The 25,043-nt window shown below is 57.2% G+C and carries 23 protein-coding genes and 6 pseudogenes; 22 read left to right on the top strand and 7 right to left on the bottom strand.

The genetic code is table 11. From position 1 onward, the window contains the following. Positions 1 to 26: 26 nt before the first annotated feature. The 3 genes and pseudogenes from AC0L7U_RS07220 to AC0L7U_RS07210 form a co-directional block, all read right to left on the bottom strand. A pseudogene (locus tag AC0L7U_RS07220) lies at positions 27 to 1,083 on the bottom strand (aldo/keto reductase). 14 nt (positions 1,084 to 1,097) lie between these two features. Continuing rightward, complete coding sequence (locus AC0L7U_RS07215; protein WP_473694936.1) at positions 1,098 to 1,433, bottom strand: TIGR04076 family protein; 336 nt, start codon at positions 1,431 to 1,433, stop codon at positions 1,098 to 1,100. After that, on the bottom strand, positions 1,426 to 2,193 hold the full coding sequence (locus AC0L7U_RS07210; RefSeq protein WP_473694935.1) for a GntR family transcriptional regulator: 768 nt from the start codon (positions 2,191 to 2,193) through the stop codon (positions 1,426 to 1,428). Before AC0L7U_RS07210 ends, AC0L7U_RS07215 begins: the two co-directional genes overlap by 8 nt. Before the next feature lie 253 nt (positions 2,194 to 2,446). Between AC0L7U_RS07210 and AC0L7U_RS07205 the strand changes: the two genes are divergently transcribed. From AC0L7U_RS07205 to AC0L7U_RS07185, 5 genes and pseudogenes are all read left to right on the top strand, one after another. Beyond that, complete coding sequence (locus AC0L7U_RS07205) at positions 2,447 to 3,145, top strand: ABC transporter ATP-binding protein (protein WP_473694933.1); 699 nt, start codon at positions 2,447 to 2,449, stop codon at positions 3,143 to 3,145. Beyond that, positions 3,142 to 3,897 (top strand): ABC transporter ATP-binding protein, encoded by a 756-nt coding sequence (locus tag AC0L7U_RS07200; protein WP_473694931.1) that lies wholly within the window; start codon positions 3,142 to 3,144, stop codon positions 3,895 to 3,897. The genes AC0L7U_RS07205 and AC0L7U_RS07200 overlap by 4 nt, the downstream gene beginning before the upstream one ends. Next, positions 3,894 to 4,809 (top strand): annotated as a pseudogene (locus AC0L7U_RS07195) (branched-chain amino acid ABC transporter permease). The gene AC0L7U_RS07200 and the pseudogene AC0L7U_RS07195 overlap by 4 nt, the downstream one beginning before the upstream one ends. Then, positions 4,806 to 5,810: a branched-chain amino acid ABC transporter permease gene (locus AC0L7U_RS07190; RefSeq protein ID WP_473694929.1), complete on the top strand. Its 1,005-nt coding sequence runs from the start codon at positions 4,806 to 4,808 to the stop codon at positions 5,808 to 5,810. Before AC0L7U_RS07195 ends, AC0L7U_RS07190 begins: the two are co-directional and overlap by 4 nt. Beyond that, positions 5,800 to 7,257, top strand: coding sequence for an aldo/keto reductase (locus tag AC0L7U_RS07185; protein ID WP_473694927.1), 1,458 nt, complete (start codon positions 5,800 to 5,802; stop codon positions 7,255 to 7,257). The genes AC0L7U_RS07190 and AC0L7U_RS07185 overlap by 11 nt, the downstream gene beginning before the upstream one ends. Here AC0L7U_RS07185 and AC0L7U_RS07180 read toward each other — a convergent pair. Further along, positions 7,254 to 8,462 (bottom strand): hypothetical protein, encoded by a 1,209-nt coding sequence (locus tag AC0L7U_RS07180; RefSeq protein ID WP_473694925.1) that lies wholly within the window; start codon positions 8,460 to 8,462, stop codon positions 7,254 to 7,256. The genes AC0L7U_RS07185 and AC0L7U_RS07180 overlap by 4 nt on opposite strands. Continuing rightward, positions 8,459 to 8,974, bottom strand: a complete 516-nt coding sequence (locus AC0L7U_RS07175; protein WP_473694923.1) for a WbuC family cupin fold metalloprotein — start codon at positions 8,972 to 8,974, stop codon at positions 8,459 to 8,461. The genes AC0L7U_RS07180 and AC0L7U_RS07175 overlap by 4 nt, the downstream gene beginning before the upstream one ends. Positions 8,975 to 9,376: 402 nt before the next feature. On the opposite strand from AC0L7U_RS07175, the gene AC0L7U_RS07170 reads away from it, so the two are divergent. The 12 genes from AC0L7U_RS07170 to AC0L7U_RS07115 are packed head-to-tail and all read left to right on the top strand — an operon-like array spanning position 9,377 to position 18,429. Beyond that, a complete protein-coding gene (locus tag AC0L7U_RS07170) occupies positions 9,377 to 10,288 on the top strand; it encodes a sugar nucleotide-binding protein (protein ID WP_473694921.1) in 912 nt (303 codons plus the stop codon). Continuing rightward, on the top strand, positions 10,285 to 11,550 hold the full coding sequence (locus AC0L7U_RS07165) for a methyltransferase domain-containing protein (protein ID WP_473694919.1): 1,266 nt from the start codon (positions 10,285 to 10,287) through the stop codon (positions 11,548 to 11,550). Before AC0L7U_RS07170 ends, AC0L7U_RS07165 begins: the two co-directional genes overlap by 4 nt. Continuing rightward, complete coding sequence (locus AC0L7U_RS07160; protein WP_473694917.1) at positions 11,537 to 12,235, top strand: class I SAM-dependent methyltransferase; 699 nt, start codon at positions 11,537 to 11,539, stop codon at positions 12,233 to 12,235. Before AC0L7U_RS07165 ends, AC0L7U_RS07160 begins: the two co-directional genes overlap by 14 nt. Next, entirely contained in the window at positions 12,232 to 12,795 is a 564-nt protein-coding gene (locus AC0L7U_RS07155) for an SDR family oxidoreductase (protein WP_473694915.1), read from the top strand. The genes AC0L7U_RS07160 and AC0L7U_RS07155 overlap by 4 nt, the downstream gene beginning before the upstream one ends. Next, positions 12,785 to 13,234 carry a GDP-mannose 4,6-dehydratase gene (locus AC0L7U_RS07150; RefSeq protein ID WP_473694913.1) on the top strand — a complete coding sequence of 150 codons (450 nt, stop codon included), beginning with the start codon at positions 12,785 to 12,787 and terminating at the stop codon, positions 13,232 to 13,234. Before AC0L7U_RS07155 ends, AC0L7U_RS07150 begins: the two co-directional genes overlap by 11 nt. A gap of 4 nt (positions 13,235 to 13,238) precedes the next feature. Beyond that, positions 13,239 to 14,075: a transketolase gene (locus AC0L7U_RS07145; protein ID WP_473694911.1), complete on the top strand. Its 837-nt coding sequence runs from the start codon at positions 13,239 to 13,241 to the stop codon at positions 14,073 to 14,075. Next, positions 14,072 to 14,992 (top strand): transketolase family protein, encoded by a 921-nt coding sequence (locus AC0L7U_RS07140; RefSeq protein ID WP_473694909.1) that lies wholly within the window; start codon positions 14,072 to 14,074, stop codon positions 14,990 to 14,992. Before AC0L7U_RS07145 ends, AC0L7U_RS07140 begins: the two co-directional genes overlap by 4 nt. A gap of 17 nt (positions 14,993 to 15,009) precedes the next feature. Further along, positions 15,010 to 15,297, top strand: a complete 288-nt coding sequence (locus tag AC0L7U_RS07135) for an alcohol dehydrogenase catalytic domain-containing protein (protein WP_473694907.1) — start codon at positions 15,010 to 15,012, stop codon at positions 15,295 to 15,297. 37 nt (positions 15,298 to 15,334) lie between these two features. Beyond that, complete coding sequence (locus AC0L7U_RS07130; protein ID WP_473694905.1) at positions 15,335 to 16,030, top strand: zinc-binding dehydrogenase; 696 nt, start codon at positions 15,335 to 15,337, stop codon at positions 16,028 to 16,030. A gap of 33 nt (positions 16,031 to 16,063) precedes the next feature. Then, positions 16,064 to 16,684 (top strand): hypothetical protein, encoded by a 621-nt coding sequence (locus tag AC0L7U_RS07125; protein WP_473694903.1) that lies wholly within the window; start codon positions 16,064 to 16,066, stop codon positions 16,682 to 16,684. Next, positions 16,684 to 17,766 (top strand): aminoglycoside phosphotransferase family protein, encoded by a 1,083-nt coding sequence (locus tag AC0L7U_RS07120; protein ID WP_473694901.1) that lies wholly within the window; start codon positions 16,684 to 16,686, stop codon positions 17,764 to 17,766. Before AC0L7U_RS07125 ends, AC0L7U_RS07120 begins: the two co-directional genes overlap by 1 nt. After that, complete coding sequence (locus tag AC0L7U_RS07115) at positions 17,767 to 18,429, top strand: class I SAM-dependent methyltransferase (protein ID WP_473694899.1); 663 nt, start codon at positions 17,767 to 17,769, stop codon at positions 18,427 to 18,429. Here AC0L7U_RS07115 and AC0L7U_RS07110 read toward each other — a convergent pair. Then, positions 18,417 to 19,342, bottom strand: a pseudogene (locus AC0L7U_RS07110) (LysR family transcriptional regulator). The gene AC0L7U_RS07115 and the pseudogene AC0L7U_RS07110 sit on opposite strands and share 13 nt — an antisense overlap. A gap of 108 nt (positions 19,343 to 19,450) precedes the next feature. On the opposite strand from AC0L7U_RS07110, the pseudogene AC0L7U_RS07105 reads away from it, so the two are divergent. Continuing rightward, positions 19,451 to 20,193, top strand: a pseudogene (locus AC0L7U_RS07105) (SDR family oxidoreductase). Between the two features lie 98 nt (positions 20,194 to 20,291). On the opposite strand, the gene AC0L7U_RS07100 reads toward AC0L7U_RS07105, so the two are convergent. Next, positions 20,292 to 21,185: a LysR family transcriptional regulator gene (locus AC0L7U_RS07100; protein ID WP_473694897.1), complete on the bottom strand. Its 894-nt coding sequence runs from the start codon at positions 21,183 to 21,185 to the stop codon at positions 20,292 to 20,294. Between the two features lie 123 nt (positions 21,186 to 21,308). Between AC0L7U_RS07100 and AC0L7U_RS07095 the strand changes: the two are divergent. The 4 genes and pseudogenes from AC0L7U_RS07095 to AC0L7U_RS07080 all read left to right on the top strand — a co-directional run bounded on the left by AC0L7U_RS07095 (position 21,309) and on the right by AC0L7U_RS07080 (position 25,041). Next, a pseudogene (locus AC0L7U_RS07095) lies at positions 21,309 to 22,131 on the top strand (putative hydro-lyase). 40 nt (positions 22,132 to 22,171) lie between these two features. Continuing rightward, positions 22,172 to 23,218, top strand: coding sequence for a TRAP transporter substrate-binding protein (locus AC0L7U_RS07090; RefSeq protein WP_473694896.1), 1,047 nt, complete (start codon positions 22,172 to 22,174; stop codon positions 23,216 to 23,218). Positions 23,219 to 23,230: 12 nt separating this feature from the next. Continuing rightward, on the top strand, positions 23,231 to 23,764 hold the full coding sequence (locus AC0L7U_RS07085; protein WP_473694894.1) for a TRAP transporter small permease subunit: 534 nt from the start codon (positions 23,231 to 23,233) through the stop codon (positions 23,762 to 23,764). Continuing rightward, a pseudogene (locus tag AC0L7U_RS07080) lies at positions 23,761 to 25,041 on the top strand (TRAP transporter large permease). Before AC0L7U_RS07085 ends, AC0L7U_RS07080 begins: the two are co-directional and overlap by 4 nt. Positions 25,042 to 25,043: the final 2 nt, after the last annotated feature.

Here is a 25,043-nt window from a genome sequence, read left to right as displayed (position 1 = left end):
ATCTTTTGCGGCAAGGGCCTGAGTTCTCAGGCTTCTTCCTTGTTGAGATTGTATTTCATGATCGCGCCGTGCCGGCCTGTGCGGTCGCGCTCCAACTCATAAACGTCGCCTGCCAGAATCTGTCCTTGATCCAGAACGTTTTGAATGCGGTGTAATTCCGTCTCATTCAGGATCAGCGAACTTATGGCCAGATTGGCTGCGAGATGTGCCCGGTTGCGCGCTCCAACAATGACCCCGGCCACATGAGGACGGGCCAGAACAGCCGCACTGGCAACGGTTGCGACGTCGCTATCGTGGCTATCGGCGATCTCGCGCAGCGTGTGCAGCAGGGCTTGAAACAGCTCCCAGCCGCCGATGTCCTCGATGATCAGGCGGTATTTTGTCAGTGACCGGTTTTCCAGCTCTGCGCCCGGTTCAGGCTGACCCAGCCATGTATCGCTGAGAAAGCCACCCGCCACGGTGCCGTAGCACAGGAAGTTGAAGCCATGCTGTGCGGCAAGCATTGCCATTCGTTGTTCCGGGCGTCGGTCGAGCAGGGAGTATTGCACCTGCATTGTACGGATCGGTACGCCGTTTTCGATTAGGGTTTCGACGTGATCGCTGTCGAAATTGGTGCCGCTGACAAAGCGGATGAGCCCCTCTTGGCGGAACTCTTCCAGCCATTGTCCTGCTTCCAGCCAGTGGTCCGCCGTGTAGTCCCACCAATGGAATTGAACCAGATCGAGACGTTCCATGCCAAGACGGGTCCGGGAGCGGTTGATGGTTTCTTTCAAGTTGTCACGTGTCAAAGTTGAAAGCTTTGCAAGGTCCGGCACACATTTGGTGTGCACATGCAACTGGTCCAGTGCGTCCTTAGCCACGACGATTGCGATACTCTGCGCGAAAAGCGCCGATGATTTCCTCGACGCCGGTGTAAATGTCAGCGCAGTCGAATGTGGTAATGCCGGCATCGGCGGTGGCTATCAGATCCTCGATCGCCTGGGCCTTGTCGACTTCCCCGTGTCCGCCCGCCAGTTGCCAGCCACCGCGAATGACCCGGGAAATTTCATAATCAGGCGCGAGTTTATAACGGGTAGGGGCCATGTTGGACTTGCTCTTCATTTCAAGGGAACGGCTGTGGTTTCGGAATGGCGAAATGTGCGTTTTGCCTGACGGATGATGCGAAACCGGGTGGTGCAATTGGGATCTGGGCAGGCCACTTCGGCGTCGGTGCTCATCCAGTCATTCGGGTGGGTGGGCCGCTGCTTGGCGGGGAGCAGCGGTAACAGCGCTGCCAGCGAATAGATTGAGAAACCTTGTCCCTCGGGCAGGTACAGCATCTCGCCGTGCAACTCGAAGTAGTCGCCGACCTTAGCCCCGCAATGAATGGCGCCATTGTCCGGGACAACAACCTCAACCCGCAGATCGTGAAGGTCGAATGTATCATCATTCATGGAGGAGAACCTCTTCTGCGTCATGAGAGGAGTGCTCTTTCTCTGTGTGCTGCATGACCAGATTGCGGCGAATGAGGTTGAACGACTGGGTAATGTCGGCGAGCAACTCCTCGTGTGCCCATTCGGCATCGTGCTTCGACAGCGCTTCAATGATCTGCCAGTGATGACGGACGGCGTTTTCACTGGGAAACAGCGTGTGAAGAGAGGCGGCGGCACGCACGTAAGGGCCTGATTGCAACCAAAGGCTCTTGACGATGGGGAGCAGGACTTCCGAGCGCGAAGCGCGGTAGACTTCAAAATGAAAAGCATAGTTCAGAGCCGAAGTCTTGCGTGCAAGAGCCGCATCCGGCGTGGTGAAAGCGCTTTCGCATTCAACGGTAAGTCGACGCAGCCGCGCCAGTGCTTCTTCGTCGATGTGGCGGGCCGCCAGAGTAATCAGGTCCCCCTCGATCAGGCATCGAGTGCGCGCCAGATCCTCCATACGCTTATGGGTGATCAGAGGGACGCGCACGGATCTGCTGGGCAGAACTTCAAGCGCGCTGTCGGAAACCAGCCGCGCCAGCGCCTCACGCACTGGCATGACGCTGGTGTCCAGAGTGTCGGCCAAGGTCTGCATCCGCAAGACCTGACCCGCTTCAAACGCACCGTGCATCAGGCTCTGGCACAGTTCGGTGTAGACACGCGTCTGCAAGGAAGACCGTTCGACACGCGAAGGACCAGAGCCTAGCTTGGACGCATTACGTTTCTTTACCTCGACCATAGGTGTTCCTTCTCCCCCAGAGGGGAAAGTTTGCGGGGCTTGACAAATCTTGTCAATAATCTTTGATCAAAGATCGAATTTAGGTTTATGTAGAGGAGCTTGGTCTTGGATGTCGCAAAACCTATGGCCGACATCCAGACAATAGAGAAGATGGAAGTTTCAGCTTGTGAGATCTGAAGAAACACGCAGAAAACCGGTGCTCGAAGGGCGGTCCCTGTCGATTGAGTTCGGCGGGTTAAAGGCGGTTGACGAGATGAGTCTGAGCCTATTTCAGGGCGATCTTCTGGGTCTTATCGGTCCGAATGGTGCGGGCAAAACCACTGTTTTCAACATGCTGGCAGGCGTTTTGAAACCTGACACAGGGGCGATTTTTGCGGGCGGTACGGAGATCACCGGGCAGGGCGCCGACAAGCGTTTGCGTCAAGGCATTGGTCGCAGCTTTCAGATCCCGCGCCCTTTCGCCGAGATGACGGTGCTGGAAAACGTCCTTACAGGGGCCCAGCAACAGTCCGGCGAGACCGTGTTTCATGCGCTGTTTTCACCAGGGCGGGTGGCGCGCGAGGAACGAGCCGCCATCGACAAGGCGCGTGATCTCCTTGATTTTCTTCTGCTGTCGCATCTGGAAAATGAACCAGCCCGCATTCTGTCCGGCGGACAGCGCAAGCTTTTGGAACTGGCACGTTTGCTCATGGCCGATCCGGGGACCATCCTGCTGGATGAACCGGCGGCGGGCGTCAATCCGACGCTGCTTGAGCAGATCATCGAGCGCATTCTGATCCTCAACAAGCGTGGCAAAACCATTTTACTGATCGAACACAACATGGACATGGTGGCGCGTCTGTGTAACCGGGTTGTCGTTATGGCCGCCGGTCAGGAGTTGGCACAAGGGCTGCCGGGGCAGGTGGTGCGCGACCCGCGTGTCATTCAGGCTTACCTGGGAGAAAGCGCATGACGCAGACTTCCATCTTGCAATTGCAAAGTCTTGTTGCAGGCTATGAGCCGGATCTGCCCATCGTGAAAGGCGTCGATCTTAGTGTGGCGCAAGGTGAACTTCTGGTGCTTCTGGGACCGAATGGAGCGGGGAAATCCACGCTGGTGAAGGCCATCGCCGGTGTCGTTCCCGTGCGTTCCGGTACGATCCATCTAGAAGGCGATGACATCACCCGCATCCCGGCGCATATGAAATTGCGCCACGGTCTGGCCTTTGTACCGCAAACCGAAAATATCTTCGCCACATTGACGATCCAGGACAATTTACGCCTTGCAGCACAGGTTCTGCCGAAAGCGCAGCGGGAAGAACGTATTTCTGCCGTCTACGAGCTTTTTCCGGACCTTGGCGCGCGGCCGCGCTTGCGGGCCGGGAGCCTGTCTGGTGGGCAAAGACAGCTGTTGGCGGTGGCAAGGGCGCTCGTCGTCAATCCATCGGTGCTCATTCTGGATGAGCCGTCAGCCGGTTTGTCCCCGCGAATGGTCTCCGAGGTTTTTGTGCATTTGCGCCGCATCAATGAAACTGGTGTGACCATGATTTTGGTGGAGCAAAACGTCAAGATAGCGCTGCAACTGGCAGACCGTGGCATCATTCTGGTGGAGGGCGATATTCGCCATGACGCCTGTGCCCTGGATATGATGGATGATCCGGTTGTGGCCGAGTTGTATTTGGGCGGTGTGCCTGCGTTTTCCTCCGCAAAGGAGCGTGACGTATGACCCTGCAAGTCTTGATGAACGGCCTGATCAATGGATCGATGATCGGCCTTGGCGCTATCGGATTGACACTGACGTATTCGATTTTGCGTTTCGCCAACTTTGCACATGGTGAGCTGTTGTCCTGTGGAGCCTATCTGGCCATGACTGTGGCCGCAGGCGTCGGCCTGGTCTTTTCAGGCAGTCTGACGCCACTTGGTCCTTTCTCCTTTGGCTGGGCGTTGCCGGTAGGCGGCGCTGTCGCCATGGTACTGACTGCCGGGCTGGCGCTTCTGGTCGATGCGGCTTTGTTTGGGCCTTTGCGCAGGCGCGGGTCGGCGATGATCATTCTGGTGATGGCAAGTTTCGGTGCATCGCTGGCGCTACGCAGCCTGATCGAGTTTATCTACACCTCCAATCCTGCGTATTTCTCGCGCGCCTTGCAGATCTCCAAGCCATTGTTTGGTGGGATGCGGGCTACGCCGGATCAGTTGCTTGTCTTGCTCCTAGCCGTTATCGCAGTGATTGCGGTGCATCTGTTGTTGACGCGCAGCGCTGCCGGACGGTCCATGCGCGCAGTTGCGGAAAACCCGCAACTTGCCAGCATCGCCGGGGTTGATGTCCGGGGTGTCGTGCGGCTGGTGTGGGTGCTTGGTGCAATGCTTGCCTGCATCGCCGGAATTATGTCCGGTCTGGTGGTGCAGATCCGTCCGCAGATGGGCTTTGACCTGTTGTTGCCGCTGTTTGCCGCAGCCATTTTGGGCGGTATCGGCTCGGTGCCTGTGTGCAATGTTGGCTGGATTGATCGTTGGCTTGGCGGAATCCTTTGCAGTGCAGCTTGTCGGCGCCGAATGGCGGGCGGGTGTTTCCTTTGTCATTCTTATTCTTGTGCTTCTGGTGCGACCGCAGGGCCTGTTTGGAAAGGTCGCAAGATGATTGATCTCCTGAGCTATGGTGCGTTCTTTCTGACGATGGCGCTGACCTATGCGGTCATTTGTCTGGGCCTGAATGTGCAGTGGGGCCAGACCGGACTGTTCAACGTTGGCATTGCCGGGTTTGTCGCTGTCGGCGCCTATGTCTCCGCCATTCTGACGACGCCCGCTGCTGCCGGGCATCTCGGTGGTTTCGGTCTACCGATTGTTGTCGGTTGGCTCGGTGGCGGGTTTGTGTCTGGGTTTCTGACGTTTCTGGTTGGCAGCCTGACCTTGCGGCTAAGGGCTGATTATCTGGCCATCGCCACTTTTGGTGCATCTGTTGTGATCCAGCTTTGCTTGTTGAACTTGCAATCGATCACCGGTGGTCCGTTTGGCATCAGTTTTATTCCTCGTCCGTTCGCGTCCTTGACCGGCCATGCGTTTGCTTTCAGTCTCGCCAATCTGGGCGTGCTTGTAGGGCTTGTGCTTGGCGTCTATCTGGCGCTGGAGCATTTGGTTCGCTCGCCATGGGGCCGGGCGTTGCGGGCGGTGCGCGAGGATGAAGATGCGGCGCGCGCCTTGGGCAAGAGCCCGGTACGGTTGCGTTTGCAAGCTTTCGCCATCGGTGGCTTTGTCATGGGGCTTGGCGGCGCGGCACAAGCACATTTCATCGGCTTTATTGCGCCGGACAATTACCTGCCCATTCTGACCTTTCAGGTCTGGATCATGTTGATTGTCGGAGGGGCTGGCAACATGCGCGGCGCTATTGTCGGCGCGGTGATCGTCTGGGCCATTTGGGCGCTCTCGGGCACCTTGGTGTCGGTTGCCGTTCCTTCTGATGCACAGGCACAAGCGGCTGCCTTGCGCATTGTTTTGATCGGTGTTGCCCTTTGCGTAGTGTTGTTGTTCCGCCCGCGTGGCATTCTGGGAGAGACGCGGATCGTCTCTCGCCATCTGCTGCGTCAGCAAGGGTCACGCCTTGCTTCCAAAGTTTCCTCGAAAGGACATGACAATGCCGGGTAAACCAGAACGTATCGATCTGGCCGCTGGGCTGAATATCAGCCGCCTCGTTTGCGGGTTGTGGCAGGTGGCGGATCTGGAGAAAGATGGCGAGACACTGGACCCGAAGGCGGCGGCGGATCGTCTCAGCGCCTATGTGGCTGCGGGCTTCGACAGCTTCGATATGGCCGACCACTATGGCAGCGCCGAAGTCATCACGGGTGAACTGATATCGCGTGATACGACCCCCGCCAGTGTCCGTGCCTTCACCAAATGGTGCCCTGCACCGGGACCAATGACGGCTGATGTAGTGCGCGCCGGGGTTGAAGACCGGTTGCGGCGCCTGCGGACGGACAGTCTTGATCTTTTGCAGTTCCATTGGTGGACTTTTGACGATCCACGCTGGCTCGACGCCTTGCATGAGTTGGAGGAGTTGCGGGCAGAAGGTCTGATCAAGGCACTGGGCGTGACGAATTTTGATGCTGCGCATCTGCGTCTGGCGCTGTCGGATGGTATTTCTCTGGTGTCGAACCAGGTGTCCTTCTCTCTGGTGGATCGCAGGGCTGCTGGTGCGCTGTCGGAGGTCTGCGGTCAGTTCGGCGTCAAGCTTCTGGCGTATGGCACGTTGTGCGGTGGGTTCTTGTCAAACCGTTGGCTGGATCAGCCTGAACCTGAGGCGATCACGGATTGGAGCCGGTCGAAATACAAGCGCTTCATCGACACAATTGGCGGCTGGAACGCTTTCCAGACTCTGCTGCGGGCTGCGGATCAGGTGGCGTGCCGTCATGGTGTGTCGATCTCGAATGTCGCCAGCCGTTGGGTTCTGGAACAGCCCGCGGTCGCGGCCACGATCATCGGCGCGCGCATCACGGAATCCGAACATCGCGGCGACAATCTCAATGTCTTTTCGTTTGCCTTCGATGATGCAGACTACGCATTGCTGGAAAGTGCCTTTGCGGAGATGACACCTCTTCCGGGTGATTGTGGTGATGAATATCGCAAGCCACCGTTTTTGACAGCCTCGGGCGATTTGAGCCATCATCTTGATGCCTTGCCGCCTGTCTATGCAGCTGAAACTGTTCCGGGACAAACAGATCGTCAGCGGGTGTCTTCGGGGACTAAATGGGAGCCTATTGCGGGCTACAGTCGCGCTGTACGCAAGGGCAGTCGAATCCATGTGTCTGGCACAACTGCGACGCATGCGAGCGACCGGGTGGTTGCGCCCGACGATGCGGCTGCACAGACAACCTTCATTCTTGACCGGATCGCGGCATCGATTTCGTCTCTCGGGGGCTCTTTGGAAGATGTCGTGCGCACGCGAATTTATCTGACAGATATTTCTGATACAGAGGCGGTTTCTGTCGCGCATGGTCGGTTTTTTGCCGATATTCGTCCCGCCAATACGCTGCTTCAGGTTGCCCAGCTTGCGGGCAATTACCGTGTGGAAATTGAAGCGGAAGCCGAGCTTTAAGGATCGTATGCGACGTCAAAAATAGAGCGGGTGCTGGCGCGAAAAATTGAATGAAAGCGCCCGCCCGCGGCCCGGAAAGCCTCATTGCGGGCAATGACCTTGTCCTCGTTTTGGATTGCAAGGGCGAGCAGGCAAACGCCAATCCCCTTTTCGACCAGCGCCTCAGATGGCAGGATCGGCAAGCGGGCACCGGGTAGAAACAAGCCCTGTTTTTGCGGCGTGTCGTCGGCAACGAAGTCGATCAGATCGCCGACACACAGGAAATTTGCAAAGGCGCAGGCAAGATGACCTGCGCCAAAAAGCGCTATGCGGCCTTGCGTCTTGCGTAAATGGATCAAGGTTTGGCGCAGCGCCGTCCGATCTGCGGAAAACTGGCGAACATAATCCTCATAGAGAGCGAATTGGTCCGGATGTGGTGACGACAGGTGCACTCCGTTCAGGCGGGGATCACGTTTGCGAGCCAGCACGACATGGCAGTTTTCAAAGGCGCCGGGGTAGGTCTCCTGCCAAACAGCTTCAAGGCCTGCCAGTGCCAGGAGGGCGGGCAGGCTGCTTGCCGTGGGGTAAAAGGTTCTCTCTTCCCAGATCAGCGTGTAATCGCGCTGGATCAGGCAGGGCGTGCAGTCCGGGACCTCCAGCATCGCAAGGCCGTTGTGCGACATGAGTTCGCCCAGTGCGCGCAGGAACTGGGCGGGTTTATGCGCGTGTTCCAGCGCCCGGCGCACGATCAGAATATCCGCGTGTCTATGCTTGCGCACACACCGGGAGATGACGTCGGGCGTCAGAGCATCTTGCAAGGTTTCGATGCCCGCGTTTTCAGTCGTGATGCCAAGATCTTCATCGGCAGCCAGTCGTCGACAGTGCAGGATATTGCGCTGGGCAAAACGCTCCAGCATCGTGTCGTCCTTGTAGGTCAGTGCAAGCACGCGTTGCGGATGCGGTGTTAGCGAGAGGGTCTGCTCCACAACGGCGTTCAAATGGTCTTCCGGCTCACGGGCGCGGATCCAGTTGTAGGGTGAGACGAGAGCGGCGGCGGCAGGCAGGCGCGCTGATTGAATGGTGCCGCAGCCATGGCATTGCGCTAAATGTACGGGTACGAGGACCTCATTGGCATCTTGCTCTTGCAGAAAATGACTGGAGACCGGATGTGATCCGAGATCGAGATCATTGGACAGCGACGCTGCGCCGCATATGAGACAGGTCATCTGCGCTCCTGCGTTTGGGCGGTCAACACCTTGTGCAGATAGGCACGACCTGCCTCCGGGGCGGTTTCGGGGGGAGACCAGAGGGCCTCTTCCGTCGCCGCTCGATCAAACGGCCCCACTGTGGTTTCGAGAAACACCAGCCAGTCTGATTGAAAGGCCAGTGTATGAAACTGGCCCTCGGGCATGCGATAGAAGAAGTGGCCGGGGCCATGGGGTGGCGTCATCGCCAGTCGTTGCGAAAGATGGCCGTCGCCGTCAAACAGCAGGGCCTCGCAGGTTCCCTCAATCACCGTCAGCGTTTCCACCTTTCCGGCATGTCTATGCGGGCGGATATAGGCGTCACGGTGCATAACGATGAGCATTTCCTGCTGCTGATCCTCTGCCGTTGCGTGAAAGCACAAGCGGCAGCGCTTACGAAGCGATTGGGTCGCATTCGCCTTCAGTCTGGCGATGATGTCGGGCCCGGCCGCCAGAAAACGCCCATCGGAATAAAGCACTTCTGTTGACACCATGCGCAATTGCATGTCGTGGGGGGCGGAGTGTTTTTCAGTCACAGCTGTCAGATCTCGCTTTCAGAATCAGGCGCTTGTTGAAGACACCGACTCACTGTCGCTTGGTCATTACGTTGAAATCAATTGCCGTTTTCAAATTAACTGTAAATATTGACAATGATAAAAAGGTTATTTCAAAAGAATAAAACAATCGATAGGGGATAATTTGACGTAGCGTTGCTTACTTAAGATGCTTGCTTGAAAATGAAAAAAGGATCTCATATCGAGTAATCAGGCCGTGAAATCCGACAGTTGGCAGCAATGAGGCATGGTGTGCCTCTGGCATTGTGCCGCCGGGTGGAGCGTTTGCGATCACGTCACCTGTAGCGAGGGGCAGGGGAAATTGGGGGGTGAGCCAATCGTATGACACAGCCGGGTCGGTATCTGGTTATCGGAGGAGACAGTTTTGTGGGCAAAGGCGTTGCACAAGCGCTCACCCGCAAGAAATTGTTGTGCCAGACGACCACGCGGCGGTCGGATATGGCTCGGGACAACCGCCTGTTCCTTGATCTATCGTGTGGTGAGATACCGGTCTTTCCGGAAGCACTTGAGGTTGCCTTTATCATTGCGGCTGTGGCTGATTTCAGCCGCTGCGCGGGCGACCCGGAAGCCTATCGCATCAACGTTTTGCGTATTCCGCAGGTGATCGAGCAGCTTTTGCAACAAGGTGTCTTTGTTGTCTTCCTGTCGACCAATTCGGTCTTTGGTGGCGATCTGGCGTGGCCCGGAGAAGAAGACACCCCGGCGCCGAAAATTGCCTATGCGCATCATAAGTGGCTGGCGGAACAGGCGGCGCACGCAAGTGCCAAGCGGTTGGGATGTGATGCGCTGCTTTCAGTCGTGCGGCTGGTCAAAACCATGGATGAGACGGTGCCGCCGATCCCGAACTGGCTGGCCACATGGCGGGCTGGTGAAAGTGTTCATCCTTTTACCGACCTCGTGTTTGCACCGGTGTCGCGTCGCTACGTTGCCGACGCACTGGTTCAGATTGCCGAGCAGCGACTTGCAGGCTGCCTGCATCTTTCAGGCCGTGACAATGTGTCTTACGTCGATTTTGCCAAGGGCGTTGGCTGCGGCGCTCGGCGTTTCTCCCGGTCTTGTGGGTGCGACGACGTCGCAGGAGGCCGGTCTGGAGTTGGCATTCAAGCCCCGGTTCAGTGGCTTGTCGATGGACCGCACGACACGCCTGAGCGGTTTGAGGCCGCAGCCTCTGCAAGATGTCATTGCCGACATTGCCCGCAACCTTGCCTCATCCTGGAAAGAGAGTGTGAATGACCGCCACTGTCACTCATAGGCAGACCTGTCGTCTGTGTCAGTCCGAGAAGGTTGAACGGGTCGTGGACCTCGAGCCGATCCCTTTGTCGGAAGCCTATAGCCTTGACCGGGCGCAGGCGTATGCAGCACCGCGTTTTCCCATTGATGTCTATATGTGCCGCAGCTGTGGCCACGTGCAGCAGCTCGATGTGATCGATGCTGACAATCTATGGGCCGACTACACTTATTTCTCGGGAACGGCAAAGGGAATTCCCGAGCACTTTGATGAAAAGGCCAAGGCGTTTATTGCTTCGGCAGCCCCCCCGAAAGATGGTCTTGTGGTTGATATCGGCAGCAATGACGGGTCTTTCCTGAAGCGGTTTCAAGCCGCCGGGCTGCGAGTGTTCGGGGTTGATCCGGCCCGCGAGGTGGTGGCACGTGCCAATGACAATGGCGTTCCGACGCAATGCGCGTTCATGTCCCGTGCGGTGGCACAAAGAATTCGTGCGGAGTTGGGTCCCGCGCACCTCGTCTGTGCGTTCAACGTCTTCGCGCATGCGGATGATCTGGCCGAAATGGCGAACAGTGTGCGAGATCTGCTGGCGCCCGAGGGCCTGTTCTTTTTCGAAGTTCAGTATCTCGTCGATATTCTGGACCGCGTGCTCATCGCGACGATTTTTCACGAGCACATGAGCCATCATTCTGTCAAACCGTTGGTGGCTTTTCTGGAGGCTCACGGATTGGAGCTGATTGCGGTGGAGCGCAATGATATTCAGCATGGCTCCATCATCGGTACGGCACAGCTGAAAGGTGGGTCGCGGGCCGTGTCATCCTCGGTGGCGGAGATGCTGGCGCTTGAGGCGGACAAGAATCTGGATCAACTCGCCACCCTTCGCGAGTTTGACGGCAGGGTCAAAACTCTCAAGACGAAGACGCAGGCGTTGGTGGCCGAGTGGAAAGCCGCAGGCAAGCGCATTGCCGCCTATGGCGCGGCGCGCAGCGGGCCGACGTTGATTGCGCAGTTGGGTCTGACCGGAGCGCTTGAGTTCGTCGTGGATGATCATCCGCAGAAGGTCGGCAAATTCGAGACAGGCGACGGTCTGCCAGTGCGACCTACGGCAAGTCTTCTGGAAGACATGCCGGACTACACCGTCATTCTGGCCTGGGTCCACGCGCAAAAAATCATCGACAGCAATCGGGAGTATCTGGAGCGCGGGGGGCATTTTGTCGTTCTGTCACCGGAAACACGGGTTGTGGGAAAGGATGGCGATGAGCGGATCTGACAAGCAGCCTCAGACACGGGAAGCTCAGTATCAGGTGATGCTTGAGGCCGCAGCCGAGCGTGGGATCGAAACTCTCGGTATGCGAGGCAGCGAAAGCTGGGTGCGTGACCCCAAGCACATTCTGTTTCGGTTGGCGCGGTACAAGTTCGTTGCCAGGATGTTGAATGGCTATGAGCAGGTGCTGGAGGTTGGCAGTGGCGAGGCGTTCGGAACACGGCTGGTTCAAGCCGAAGTGGGCCATGTCACCGTCACCGACTTCGATCCGGTCTTCATCGCCGAAGCGCGGGAGCGGATGATGCCGGAGTGGCCATTCGACAGCTTTGTGCATGATGTGCTGGATGGCCCGATCACTGGGACATTTGATGCCGTCTATGCGCTTGACGTGCTGGAGCATATTGCAACCGATCAGGAGCAGGTCTTTCTCTCCAATGCCTTTGCCCCCCTTGGAGCGCAAGGCGTGGGACTGATCGGTATGCCGTCGCTTGAAAGTCAGCCCTTTGCGTCTGACCAATCGAAGGCGGGGCACATCAACTGCAAGACGGGGCCGGACCTCAAGGCAACGATGGCGGCGCAGTTTCACAATGTCTTCCTGTTCAGCATGAACGACGAAGTGGTGCACACCGGGTTTCACAAGATGGCGCATTATCTTTTTGCGTTGGGTGTTGGTAAACGGGGGTGTTCATGAGGGTGGGCACAGAACGGTTTCTGGTGTTTGGTGCCAACTCCTTCTCCGGAGCGTTCTTTTGCGCCTATCTGGCGTCGCGTGGTTATGACGTTCTGGCGACGAGCCGGTCGGCGCAGCCCCATGCGGCGTTCTTGCCCTATCGTTGGCGCAAGGCCGAGGGGCGAGTGCGATTTCATCCACTCGACATTAATCATGACCTTGAGGATCTCACCGGACTGTTGCAGCGCGAACGGATCACACATGTGGTCAATTTTGCCGCCCAGTCCATGGTGGCGCAGAGCTGGCAATATCCGGATCAATGGATGATGACCAACGTGGTATCGACGGTTCGTTTGCATGATATTCTCAGGCAGTACGACCGATTGCAGCGTTACGTGCATGTCACGACACCAGAGGTGTATGGATCGACTGAAGGCTGGGTGAGCGAGAGCACATCTTATCATCCTTCAACGCCTTATGCAGTGTCGCGGGCGGCGGCTGACATGAGCCTTGCCACCTACTTCGAGCGTTACGGTTTTCCGGTTGTCTCAACGCGCGCGGCGAATGTTTATGGCCCTTAGTCAGCAGCTCTACCGCATTATTCCGCGCACTATTCTGGCGGGGCTGACCGGTGCGCGTATGCGGCTTGATGGTGGCGGCACATCGGTGCGGGTTTTTACCCATATGCAGGATGTGTGCGACGCCACCTTCCGCATCGCGACGGATGGTGTGCCGGGGGATACTTATCATATCTCAGGCTATCAGCCCGTTTCCATCCGTTCCTGTGTGGAGATGATCCTGGAACAGATGGGGCGTGACTTCGACAGTTGCGTTGAGCTTGGCCCTGAGCGACCGGGCAAGGACATGGCCTATCTGCTGGACAGCCGTAAACTGCGCCAGGAGTTGGGATGGCAGGACCGGATTTCTCTCGAGGATGGCATTTCCGATACGGTCCGCTGGATGATGGCCTTTGCAGATGATTTGCCGCATTTGCCATCGACCTATGAACACAAGGCGTGATGCAATGGATCCGATACATCGGCATCAGCAGGATCTCGACAAGTTGCAGCGGCAAGCCCGTCATCTGCGCGGTGAGGTCATCACCATGTGTCACGAAGCACGCTCCGCCCATCTGGGGTCGTGCTTGTCGTGTCTGGATATTCTCACGGCGGCGTATTGGCAGGTGCTGGCAATCGATCCGGCGCAGCCCGATGCACCGGGCCGGGATCGCTTCATTCTGTCTAAGGGCCATGCCGCCATGGCGCTCTATGCGACGCTGGCGCACCGGGGTTTTTTTCCGGTCGAGGAATTGCGCACCTACAATTGCAATGGCGGGCGGTTGGCTGAACATCCGCCGGCAAATTCTCTGCCCGGTGTGGAGGCCGCGACCGGGTCGCTCGGGCATGGTCTGCCGATCGGTGTCGGCATGGCGTTGGCCGGACGGCTGCATCATCTGCCGTACCGCGTCTTCGCATTGTTGTCGGACGGCGAGATGAACGAGGGCTCGGTGTGGGAGGCGGCGATGTTCGCGGCAGTGCGGCAGCTCGATACGCTGTGTGTTCTCGTCGATTACAACAAGTGGCAGGCGACAGGGCGGTCGAATGAGACACTCTTGCTGCCGTCGCTTGTCGAAAAATGGCGGGCTTTCGGCTGGGAGGCGCATGAAGTCGATGGTCATGACATGAACGGGCTTGTCTGGCACATGTCAGCCCCGGCAAGGGAAGGCAAGCCGAAGGTTCTGATCGCCCATACGATCAAGGGGTGTGGGGTGTCCTTCATGGAAGACGACAACAACTGGCACTACCGCGCCCCTTCGGCTGAAGAGGTGGTCCAGGCGAAAAGGGAGTTGGGTCTGCTATGAGAAACGCATTTGCCGACGAGATTACCCACTTGGCGGAAGTCGACCCTCGCATCGTCATGTTGTCAGGCGATATAGGCAACCGGCTGTTCGACAAGTTCAAGGCTGTGCAAGGGGAGCGGTTCTTCAACTGTGGTGTGGCCGAACAGAACATGACAGGGGTCGCAGCCGGTCTTGCCATGTCGGGGATGCGACCGATCACCTATACGATCACCCCGTTTGTCACAACTCGCTGTCTGGAGCAGATCCGGACGGACGTCGCTTATCACAATGTGCCGGTCACCGTGGTTTCTGTTGGGGGCGGACTTGCCTATGCCGGTCTCGGACCAACACATCATGCTTGCGAGGATCTGGCCTTCTTGCGGGCTATCCCCAACATGGTTGTGATGGCTCCGGGGGACGCATGGGAGGTGCGTGCGGCCCTGCGAGCTGTGATGGCACAGGAAGCTCCCGCTTATATTCGGCTCGGCAAGAAGGGGGAGCCGGAAGTCCATGCAGATGTGCCCGAGCCATTTGAAATCGGCAAGGCTCTGTCCTTGCGTGGCGGCGACGAGATTTGTCTGCTGTCGACTGGCAACATGTTGCCGGAGGCCGTGGGTGTGGCGGACATCCTGAGCCAGCAGGGCCATTCCACCGCGGTGCTGTCGTTTCATACGATCAAGCCGCTTGATGAAGACCGTTTGGCCGAGGTGTTCGCGCGCTATGCCTGTGTTGCCACGCTGGAAGAGCACGCCTTGATTGGCGGCTTCGGCGCGGCTGTGGCCGAATGGCTGATCGACACGGACACGCCGGTACAGTCCTTCCTCAGGTTTGGCACCCCGGACAGGTTCTTCAAGCAGTCCGGCACACAGGCCTTTGCCCGGCAGGCATGCGGGTTAACGGCTCCACAAATAGCCGAGCGCATCCTGTCCACGTTTTGAAAAAGGAATGACCAGCCATGAAGACCGATGCGGCAATTCTGGTGCAAACGGCGCAACCTCTGGAGGTGGTGCGTCTCGATATTCCGCCATTGAAACCGGGGCAGGTTCTGGTTGAGCTTATCTATTCGGGTGCCTGCGGGACACAGGTCATGGAAGCACAAGGCCTGAAAGGCGAAGATAAATGGGTTCCCCATTGTCTTGGACACGAAGGCATTGGTGTCGTGCTGGAGACGGGCGCAGGTGTGGGGTGTGTCAAGGCGGATGACAGGGTGGTGCTGTCCTTAGTTGCGGGGAGGCGGGATTGAAGCTGGTGGAGCCGTTTATGATTGGGACGGAATCTCAGTGAACGCAGGCGGTGTTACGACCTTTCAACGCCACGCAGTCGTATCTGAAAACCGCCTGACGCTCTTGCCGCAGGACCTGCCGGAACAGGCTGCGGTTCTGCTTGGATGCGCCGCGCCCACCGGCATGGGGGCCGTCTATAATGTTCTCAAGATGCGGGCGGGCGATTCTATCGCCATCTTTGGCACCGGAGGCATCGGGTTGACAGCCTGTATGGCGGCAGCACTGGGTGGCGGCCGTCCGGTGATCGCCGTTGATCCCAACCCAACGCGGCGGGCGTTGGCGGCACTGTATGGTGCGACTCATCTTGTCGATCCCGACGAGGCTGATCCCATCGAACAAATCAATGCCATTGCGCCCGGTGGGGTCGATCTTGCTGTCGAGGCGTCCGGTCAGCCCGACGTGATGATTTCCGCAATGAAGTCGACCCGTATGCAAGGCGGCCGGGCCGTCGTGATCGGAAACGCCCGCAGCGGTACGCGTCTGTCCCTGGATCCGGCGTTGTTCAATCAGGGCCGGAGCCTGATGGGCACCTGTGGGGGGACAGCCTTCCACAACGCGATTTTGCCCGCTATGCCAACCTGCTCGCGGGCTCTCGGTTCCCACTCAAAGGATTGTTGTCCTTGCCGTATCGGTTGGATGACATCAATTTTGCCCTTGATGATCTCGCAACAGGAAAGATCGGCCGTCCGCTGATCGACATGCGTCTTTGAGGCCGGGGTAAAGCGCATGAGGATTGGGATTGATTTCGACAATACGATTGCCTGTTACGACGATGCTTTTCATCAGGTCGCCGTTGAGGCTGGACTGGTGCCTGATACCGACAGGGAAACTTTAGGCCGTTCGAAACTCGCAGTGCGAAACTATTTGCGGGTGCAGGGGCGTGATGCTGACTTCACTGTCTTGCAGGGGCAGGTCTACGGCACCCGGATGGACCTGGTGACGTTGTTTCCCGGCGTGCAGCAGTTTCTGATAGACGCACGTGGGCAAAGCCATCATTTGTTCCTGATCAGTCACAAGACGAGGTTTCCGATCGCAGGGCCGCCGTATGATCTCCATGCCGCAGCGTTGGGCTTTCTGGATCAGCATGGACTGACCGATGATCTGACAGGCTTTCCCATGCAAGCGGTGTATTTTGAGGACACTCAGGTGGACAAGATTGCCTGTATCGACGATCTCGATCTTGATGTGTTCATTGACGACCTGCCTGAAATTCTGACGCACCCGGACTTTCCCAAGCTGACGCATCGGGTGCTTTTTGATCCGGCATCACATCATTCGTCCGACGCGCGCTACGCCCGATTGAGGAGTTGGCAGGCTATCTCCAACGCCTTGTTAAAGGAGGCGTAATGGGGCGCGCCTCTTCCAGTGGACATGTCGTCGGGATCAGTGACCGGGAGACTTTGCAACATGCGGCGAGACTGTGTGCTCGCGCTGGGCTTGCCGTGCCCCTTGCCCTGCAGCGTTTGACAGGGGGGCGCAACAACCGGATCTGGCGTTTGGAGCTTGCTGACGAAACGGCCTGTGTCTTCAAGCAGTATCACGTTGATCCGCGGGATCCCCGTGACCGACTGGCCCATGAATGGCGTTTCCTGGAAATCGCCCGGTTACGGTGCGGTGACCTTGTACCTGCTCCCCTGTGGCAGGAACCGGAGACCACTTCCGCCTTGCTGGGGTTTGTCGAGGGGAAAAAGCTTGTGGCGGCGACAGCGCATCGGTCCGATCTTCTCGTTCAAGCGGCAGATTTCATTGTTGCGCTCAATCAGGGGGCAGATCCTGTACCAAAAGTCTTCATGGAAACCGTGCCTGTGGCGTCTGAGGGGTGTTTCTCGCTGTCAGCGCATCTGCAAGTCATTGAGGGTCGTCTTCATCGCTTGCTGCATCTGGAAGGCGAGGGGCCACAATCCGCTGTTGCGCAAGCGTTGGTTACCAAACGACTGATGCCTGCATGGCGGGCGATTTCAGATGCGTTCCAGCAGCGGTGTGAGCTTGGTCGGGTGGACGACATGGCCCCGCTTGAGGGCTGGTTTCTATCGCCCTCGGATTTCGGCTTTCATAATTGTCTTGTCGATCAGACAGACACTTGTCGGTTTGTGGATTTTGAATATGCCGGTCGGGATGATCCGGCCAAGCTGGCCTGTGACTTTCTATGCTGCCCTGCCATTCCCGTCCCCGAGGCATGGCAGGGATTATTCCTGTCTCGTTTGGAAGAAGGGTTGGCGCTGGGTGGGGCATTGGGGCGTCGCGTTCGCTTGCTGTTGCCGCTCTACCGGCTGAAATGGGTGTGCATCGTGCTCAATGAGTTTTCCAAATTGGGCGAGGCCCGACGCGCCTTTGCTGAAGATGGGGCGCAAAATGATCGGCGTTTGCGCCAATTGACCAAGGCGGACGAGATGCTTCGCCAGATTGAAATGGATCTGAGGGGAACTTGAATGGCGTATCGGGAATTTGTCGGTCTCATTCACAAGCAGACCAGCCGGGATTATCTGGCGCGGGTCACGCAGGGCGACAAGGCAGAGATCGCAGAACGGGCGTTAGAATGGGGCTATGATTATTGGGATGGCAGTCGTGAGACCGGCTATGGCGGCTATCGTTATGATGGCCGCTGGCGCAAGGTGGCCGATGCCATGGTGGCCGTGTATGGGCTGAAACCTGGCATGAAGGTTCTTGATGTCGGGTCGGGGAAGGGCTTCTTGCTGCATGACCTGAAGGAAAGCTGCCCGGGGCTGGAGGTGGCTGGCATTGACGTTTCGACTTATGCCATTGACCACACAGTGGACAGCGTTCAAGGGGCGTGTCAGGTTGGGACGGCAGAAGACTTGCCGTTTGATGATGGGTCGTTTGATCTGGTGATCTCGATCAATACCTTGCACAATCTTTATAATTTCGAATTGCACCGGGCTTTGCTGGAAATCGAGAGAGTGGGACGTGGCGCCAAGTATCTGTGCGTCGAGGCCTATCGGACGGAGCGGGAAAAGGTCAATCTGATGTATTGGCAGCTTACCTGTCGGGCCTTTCATACCCCGCGCGAGTGGGGCTTCGTCTTTGATCGCGCAGGCTACACGGGTGATCATGAGTTTATCTATTTCGAGTGATGGGTCTTTCTGAGAGCGGTAACGGGCGGTACAAACTCGATGCTGCACAACCAGTCAATGAGCACGCGTACCCGCGGGGACAAGTGCCGATCTCGCGGAAAAAGCAAAGAGACGGGCCAGGGTGATGGTGGCGTGTCGGGCAAGACCTCGATCAGACGTCCGGCTTTCAGGTCCGCTTCCAGTCGATATCGCGGTGACTGCATCAGGCCAATGCCATGCAAACAGGCCTCAACCATGCTGTCGGCCCCTGTCACGACAAGCGCGGAAGCAAGGTGCTTTTCAATAAGCCGACCGTTGGCTTGAAAATCCAGCGGCAGCACATCGCCGGTTCGTGAAGACAGAAAACCGACGACGCGGTGCCCTTGCGCCAGATCGTCCAGCGTCTCAGGAATTCCGTGTCTTTCAAGATAAGCTGGTGAGGCAACGGTTGCTTCCGGCAGAAGGCCTAGCGAGCGGCAGATGAGGTCACTGTCCAGAAGTGGGCCGGAGCGAATGACGCAATCAATGCCTTCGCGGATCAGGTCGACCATGCGTTCGCCCTCGGATAGCACGAGGTCCAGCTTGGGATAGCGCTCCAGAAAGGCGGGCAGATGCGGCAGGATGAAATGTCGTGCCATGGCGCCGTTCATTTCCAGACGTACACGTCCCTCCGGTTCTGCATCTCGGAAGGCGGCTTCTGCATCTTCAAGCGACGCAACCAGTGACTGACACCGCTTGTACCATGCAAGACCGTCCAGAGTTGGGGCAACCACACGTGTCGTTCGGTCTAGCAGACGTGTGTTTAACCGGGCTTCGGCGCGCTTGACGGCATCGGTTACCGTTGAGGGGGAATGCCAAGATCACAGGCGGCTTCGCGGAAGCTTCTGGCATCGACCACACGCATGAAAATCCGCATTTCATCGAAACGATCCATTGTTCGTAATTTCCGCATTGTTTGATCGAAAACTAACAGATTGTCTGGATAGCTCAAACTCTTATCTCTCAGGTTGATAGCTGTTTGCAGACTTTGAAAGGAATCAGCATGACGTCAGAAAAATCGAAAATTGCATTGGTTACGGGAGCATCACGGGGTATCGGTGCGGCGATTGCGAAGCGCTTGGCCAAGGATGGCTTTGCCGTCGCCGTCAACTATGCGGGCAATGCCAAGGCCGCAGACGAGGTGACATCCGCGATCAAGGCAGATGGTGGCCTTGCGCGTTCTTATCAGGCGGACGTGGCTGATACATCTGCCGTAAAAGCTATGTTTGACAAGGTGCAAGCCGATCTGGGGCCCGTGAACGCGCTCGTTAATTCGGCGGGCATCATGGCACTTGCGAACCTTGCTGACTTCACTGATGAAGATTTTGATCGGCTGATGGCTGTCAATGTTAAAGGCACCTTCAACTGCTTGCGTGAAGCCGCAAATCGGATGCCGGATGGTGGGCGCATGGTCAATCTATCCACCACGGTCGTTGCGACGCGCTTTCCTCAGTATGCGGTCTATACCGCCACGAAAGCGGCCGTTGAAGCCTTTACGCCCATTTTGGCGAAGGAGTTGCGGGGGCGTTCCATCACGGTAAATGCGGTGGCACCTGTAGCCCGACTGCAACGGAGCTTTTTCTTGAGGGGAAGAGCGATGAATGGGTCGATCAACTGGCCAAGATGAACCCGCTTGAGCGATTGGCTGAACCGGAAGATATCGCCAATACCGTGGCTTTCCTGATCGGGCCGGAGGGTGGTTGGATTAACGGGCAGACCCTGCGTGCCAACGGTGGTATGGCTTAAAATCCACTTTTGATTGTTTTGGGCAATTGTGCGGTATCAGGGCGTCTGAAGAGAGTTCGGACGCCCTTTTTATGCGCTGAGCGCTTGGTTGGTGGGGGTTAAGTGATGTCCATAAGTTGGCTGATGCGCGCATCGTAATCGATGGCGACTTGCTGCGCGCAGCGCGCGGCCTCTGCCACCAGTTCGTCGCGAGGCTCGCCAATATACGTGGCTGTGAACAGAAGAGGCGTTGCTTGCCAGCCCGGGTCGAACGTCTTGATGCGTTTTTCCGCGACCAGACGTCGACCGAGCGCGCGGGGGAGAATGCCGACCCCAATGCCGGCTGCCACCATCTCGAACCCGGTCGAGAGGGAATTGGTGGGGAAAATCTGAGCCGAGCTGCCATAGCGTTCACGCAGTTCGCGGGTCAGTTCGCGGTGCGGGCGCGAGTTGCGATTGTAAGTGATCACCGGGGTGGTGCTGAGGTCTGGCGTATCGAGATGCAGCGGGCAGTACCAACTCAACTCGAAGGGCGGCAAGGCAAGGTTGTCGGTGCTGTATTCCGAAATAGGGCCCATCAGCACGGTCAAATCGAGGGTTCGATCCAGCAGCATTTCGCGCAGATGGATGGAAATATCGACCGTTACCTCGATTTTCAGCTTCGGAAAGGTCTGATGCAAGCGTGTCAGAAAGTCCGGCAGCCACGTCTGGGCGATGGTTTCCGCAATCCCAACGCGCAACAGGCTGCTGACAGTATCTGAGGGGATAACGTCTGCCTTGATCCGCTCGACGATGGCGGAAATCTGCTCGGCATGGTTGCGCAGGATAACGCCTTGTTTTGTCAGACTAACGCCTGAGGCAGTGCGCGTAAAAAGCGTAGCTCCAAGATACGTTTCCAGACTTGTGATCCGTGATGAAACTGCGGGTTGCGAAATGTTCATGCGCTCTGCGGCTCGGCGCACGCCGCCTGTGCGCGCAACCCACAAAAAGGTTTTAAGCTGGTCCAGTGTCATACGGATTGTCCCTTGTTACTCAGGGTGATAACAAATTTGGATCACTTAGGACAGAAAATAGCGATTTGACTTTATAGGGGTGTTTCCGTCAGCATCTGGCAAAACAATAAGACTGAGGTGGACATGCTTGAGGATTACCAGATGTCCGACCTTTTGGGTCGGGACGACGACTTTGTGCGAGACGCGATCCGAAGTGGGCGGTATTCCGGTCATACGGCGGGTCTAGCCAAAGGCCGGCTTCAGTGCAATCTGGCGATCCTTCCGGGTAATCTGGCTGAAGACTTTCATGAGTTCTGTCGGCTTAATCCCAAAGCGTGTCCGCTTGCGGGTGTCTCTACTCCTGAGCAACCCTTTCATTCCGCGCCTTGGCGCGGCAGTCGATGTTCGAACCGATGCGCCGCGTTACAATGTGTATCGGAATGGGGTGTTGTCAGGGCAGGAGCGGGATCTTCTTAACCTGTGGCGTGATGATTTCGTCTCCTTTGCCGTTGGCTGCTCCTTTACATTCGAAAATGCCCTGATCAATGCTGGAATCGGCATGCGCCACATCGAGAGAAATGTGACTGTGCCGATGTTCCGGTCTTCCCTTCAGACAACGCCGTGCGGGCCATTCTCCGGTGCTACCGTGGTGTCGATGCGGCCGATCAGGAAAGATCAAGTCGAGAAAGTTTTCGAGATTTGCAAAACCATGCCTCTCGCTCATGGTGTGCCGCTTCATATCGGTGCGCCGGAGGCGATTGGTGTTCGTGACGTCAGTCAGCCCGATTGGGGCGAGGCTGTCGATATCCGGGACGGGGAACTCCCGGTGTTCTGGGCATGTGGGGTCACGCCACAGGTTGCGATGATGCAGGCCAAGCCTGCACTCTCCATCGCACATGCGCCCGGAGCAATGTTGCTTGCGGACGTCACAGAAGCGACCGCACCACTTTACGCCTATGATGACTGACAAACAGTCATTGTCCTTCCAGAGCATGGAGTTCAATACCATGAAGAAACTACTCGCAACGTCGATCCCTTTGATCGCCCTCGCGTTTGCATCGCAGGCTCAGGCCGAGCAGCTTTCGGTTGTCGGAAGCTGGAGCAGTTTGCCGCTGCACAAGCAATATGAAGTGCCGTTTTGGACCAAGACTCTTGAAAAGATTTCTGACGGCAAGCTGACCGCCACTTTGACCACGCATGACCAGATGGGCATCTCCGGTGGTGATGTGTTCCGCATGCTGGGGCAGGGTGTTTTTGATGTCGGCATGACGGTTGGCGATTATGCCGTTGCCGATGCGCCTGCACTTGAAGGTCTTGATGTGCCTTTGGTTGCAACCGATGCGAAGACCGCTCATGCGGCCGTTGATGCAGCCAAGCCGATGATGGATGACATCTTCAAAAACGTCTTCAACGCCAAGGTTCTGGGTATTGCACCTTACCCGCCGCAGGTTGTTTTCTGTAACGCAGACGTCAATTCACTGGCTGATCTGAAGGGCAAGAAGGTTCGTGCCTCTGGTCGTATGACTGCGAAGTTCCTTGAAGCACTTGGGGCGACCAGCGCCAACGTCAGCTTTGGTGAAGTGCCAGGCGCTCTTCAGCGCGGTGTGATTGATTGTGCCGTGACCGGTGCCGGTTCGGGCTACAGCGCAGGCTGGTTTGACGTGTCAACGCATCTTATGACCATTCCGCTTGGCGGCTGGGACCCGGTCGTGATCGCGATCAACTACGACAAGTGGAACTCGCTTTCGAAAGACGACCAGAAGATTCTCGCCGATGGCGTCAAGAAAGGCCTGGAAGACAAGGCCCGGGACAATGCGCAGGATGCATTGGCGCAGGGCATTGCCTGTTTGACGGGCAAGGGTGCCGAGTGCAAGAGCGGCAAGGCGCATGATATGGTGCTTGTCGAACCCTCCAAGGAAGACATGGCCAAGGCGCGTGAAGTGCTGGTCAACAAGGTTCTTCCGGATTGGGCAAGCCGTGCCGGCGGCGACTGGGCCAAACGCTGGAATGACAGTGTTGGCAAGGTTGTCGGCATTCAGGTTTCTCTGAAGTAAGTTCGGGATCTCATGACATCGTTCGTCTCTTTGTTTCGCAAGATCAATGACAGGATCGCCATTCTGGTCGGCATCATGCTGCTGGCCTGCGTCGTCCTGACACTGATCGAGATTATCAGTCGCAAGCTTGGAGCATCTCTGGGCGGTGTCGATGAGATTTCCGGTTATGTGATGGCCATCACCTCAAGTTGGGGTGTCGGCTACGCAATGACGGAGCAGGCCCATGTGCGTATTGATCTGCTTCGCCAACGCCTTGTTCCCCTTGGGCGATCCGTTCTTGACGTGATTGCCCTGGGGGCTCTTGCCGCCACGGCTATCGTCGTGGCCTTTCATGGCTGGGATGTGCTTTCCAAAACCCTTGCAACAGGGGCGCGTGCCAACACGCAGATGGAAACACCTTTGTGGATCCCGCAGACACTGTGGTGGGCTGGCTGGCTGTGGTTTGCTGTTTCGGCCAGCATTTTGCTGATCTATCTCGTCGTCCAGTTCGGCCTTGGTCGTCATGACGTCATCAATGAAACTGCTGGCGGAAAGGGCGAGGCATGATCCCGTTCACAGGCATCGGCCTTCTGGCGCTTTTGGCGCTGTCCATTCCTGTTGGCAGCGTTCTCTTCATTTTGGCCTTCGGGATCGATATTTTCTTCAGCCCGTTTCCGTTGATGCGGGGGCTTGGTCAGGTGGTTTGGTCATCGTCCAACAGCTCGACGCTGATTGCCATTCCGCTCTTTGTGTTGTTGGGTGAAATTCTGGTCCGCAGCGGCGTCGCGGCCCGGACTTATACTGCACTGGAAAAATGGGTGGCACTGGCTGCCCGGCGGGTTGGTACATGCCAACATCGCCACCGCCACCATGTTTTCAGCAACATCCGGTTCGTCGGTCGCCACGGCTGCAACGGTTGCCACAGTGGCCATGCCGCAGGCTCGCAAGTTGGGGTATTCGGAAAAGCTGTTTTCCGGAGCGATTGCTGCGGGCGGAACGCTGGGTATCATGATCCCGCCGTCGATCAATCTGATCGTCTATGGTTTCCTGACGCAAAGCTCGATCCCTCGCCTGTTTCTGGCTGGTTTGTTGCCGGGTATTCTGCTGGCGCTTTTGTTCATGGCGATGACCGCCGTGCTCTGCATTATCAACCCGTCGCTTGGAGGGCCAAGGCGCACCAGCACATGGGGCGAAAAATTCGGCGCTCTGCTGGATTTGATCCCTATTCTGGTGCTGTTTTTGTCGATCGTTGGGTCCATTTATGCCGGTTGGGCAACACCGACCGAAGCGGCTGCCATTGGTGTGTTGATTTCCTGCCTGATTGCCTTGCACCAGAAGGCACTTAACATCCCGATGATGGTGGAAGCGCTGCGCGGTGCGGTGCGCACCTCTGCCATGATCATGCTCGTTGTGATTGGAGCCTATGTCCTCAACTTCGTGCTGACGGCTTCTGGCGTCACCCGTGCCTTGCAAACGATGCTGAATACTATGGGCATCGGGCCGCTGGCCACACTTCTGGTCATTGTGCTGATCTATATCGTGCTGGGCTTCTTCATCGAAACGCTGTCGCTGATGGTGGCGACAATTCCAATCACTGTGCCGATCATCGTTCACCTTGGCTACGACAAGGTCTGGTTCGGCATTCTGATGATCATTCTCGTTGAAATGGCACTGATTACGCCGCCGGTCGGGCTCAATCTCTACGTGGTGCAATCTGCCCGCGAGGGGGGCGATTCTCCGACGTCATGATCGGCTGCATTCCCTATGTCATCGCGATGCTCGTGATGGTTGGCCTGTTGATCCTGGCTCCACAGATCGCGCTGTTCCTGCCTTCCACTTTCTGAAA

It is taken from the genome of Roseibium sp. 10G30-5 (assembly GCF_055809635.1).
This window is presented reverse-complemented; position numbering and strand designations above follow the sequence as displayed.

Coding starts and splice junctions, on each gene's coding strand:
- AC0L7U_RS07190 (WP_473694929.1), top strand. CDS start 4,806: ATGATTGATCTCCTGAGCTATGGTGCGTTCTTTCTGACGATGGCGCTG.
- AC0L7U_RS07085 (WP_473694894.1), top strand. CDS start 23,231: ATGACATCGTTCGTCTCTTTGTTTCGCAAGATCAATGACAGGATCGCC.
- AC0L7U_RS07140 (WP_473694909.1), top strand. CDS start 14,072: ATGAGAAACGCATTTGCCGACGAGATTACCCACTTGGCGGAAGTCGAC.
- AC0L7U_RS07185 (WP_473694927.1), top strand. CDS start 5,800: ATGCCGGGTAAACCAGAACGTATCGATCTGGCCGCTGGGCTGAATATC.
- AC0L7U_RS07100 (WP_473694897.1), bottom strand. CDS start 21,185: ATGACACTGGACCAGCTTAAAACCTTTTTGTGGGTTGCGCGCACAGGC.
- AC0L7U_RS07135 (WP_473694907.1), top strand. CDS start 15,010: ATGAAGACCGATGCGGCAATTCTGGTGCAAACGGCGCAACCTCTGGAG.
- AC0L7U_RS07180 (WP_473694925.1), bottom strand. CDS start 8,462: ATGACCTGTCTCATATGCGGCGCAGCGTCGCTGTCCAATGATCTCGAT.
- AC0L7U_RS07170 (WP_473694921.1), top strand. CDS start 9,377: ATGACACAGCCGGGTCGGTATCTGGTTATCGGAGGAGACAGTTTTGTG.
- AC0L7U_RS07215 (WP_473694936.1), bottom strand. CDS start 1,433: ATGAATGATGATACATTCGACCTTCACGATCTGCGGGTTGAGGTTGTT.
- AC0L7U_RS07205 (WP_473694933.1), top strand. CDS start 2,447: ATGAGTCTGAGCCTATTTCAGGGCGATCTTCTGGGTCTTATCGGTCCG.
- AC0L7U_RS07125 (WP_473694903.1), top strand. CDS start 16,064: ATGAGGATTGGGATTGATTTCGACAATACGATTGCCTGTTACGACGAT.
- AC0L7U_RS07160 (WP_473694917.1), top strand. CDS start 11,537: ATGAGCGGATCTGACAAGCAGCCTCAGACACGGGAAGCTCAGTATCAG.
- AC0L7U_RS07155 (WP_473694915.1), top strand. CDS start 12,232: ATGAGGGTGGGCACAGAACGGTTTCTGGTGTTTGGTGCCAACTCCTTC.
- AC0L7U_RS07115 (WP_473694899.1), top strand. CDS start 17,767: ATGGCGTATCGGGAATTTGTCGGTCTCATTCACAAGCAGACCAGCCGG.
- AC0L7U_RS07210 (WP_473694935.1), bottom strand. CDS start 2,193: ATGGTCGAGGTAAAGAAACGTAATGCGTCCAAGCTAGGCTCTGGTCCT.
- AC0L7U_RS07090 (WP_473694896.1), top strand. CDS start 22,172: ATGAAGAAACTACTCGCAACGTCGATCCCTTTGATCGCCCTCGCGTTT.
- AC0L7U_RS07175 (WP_473694923.1), bottom strand. CDS start 8,974: ATGGTGTCAACAGAAGTGCTTTATTCCGATGGGCGTTTTCTGGCGGCC.
- AC0L7U_RS07145 (WP_473694911.1), top strand. CDS start 13,239: ATGGATCCGATACATCGGCATCAGCAGGATCTCGACAAGTTGCAGCGG.
- AC0L7U_RS07165 (WP_473694919.1), top strand. CDS start 10,285: ATGACCGCCACTGTCACTCATAGGCAGACCTGTCGTCTGTGTCAGTCC.
- AC0L7U_RS07200 (WP_473694931.1), top strand. CDS start 3,142: ATGACGCAGACTTCCATCTTGCAATTGCAAAGTCTTGTTGCAGGCTAT.
- AC0L7U_RS07150 (WP_473694913.1), top strand. CDS start 12,785: ATGGCCCTTAGTCAGCAGCTCTACCGCATTATTCCGCGCACTATTCTG.
- AC0L7U_RS07120 (WP_473694901.1), top strand. CDS start 16,684: ATGGGGCGCGCCTCTTCCAGTGGACATGTCGTCGGGATCAGTGACCGG.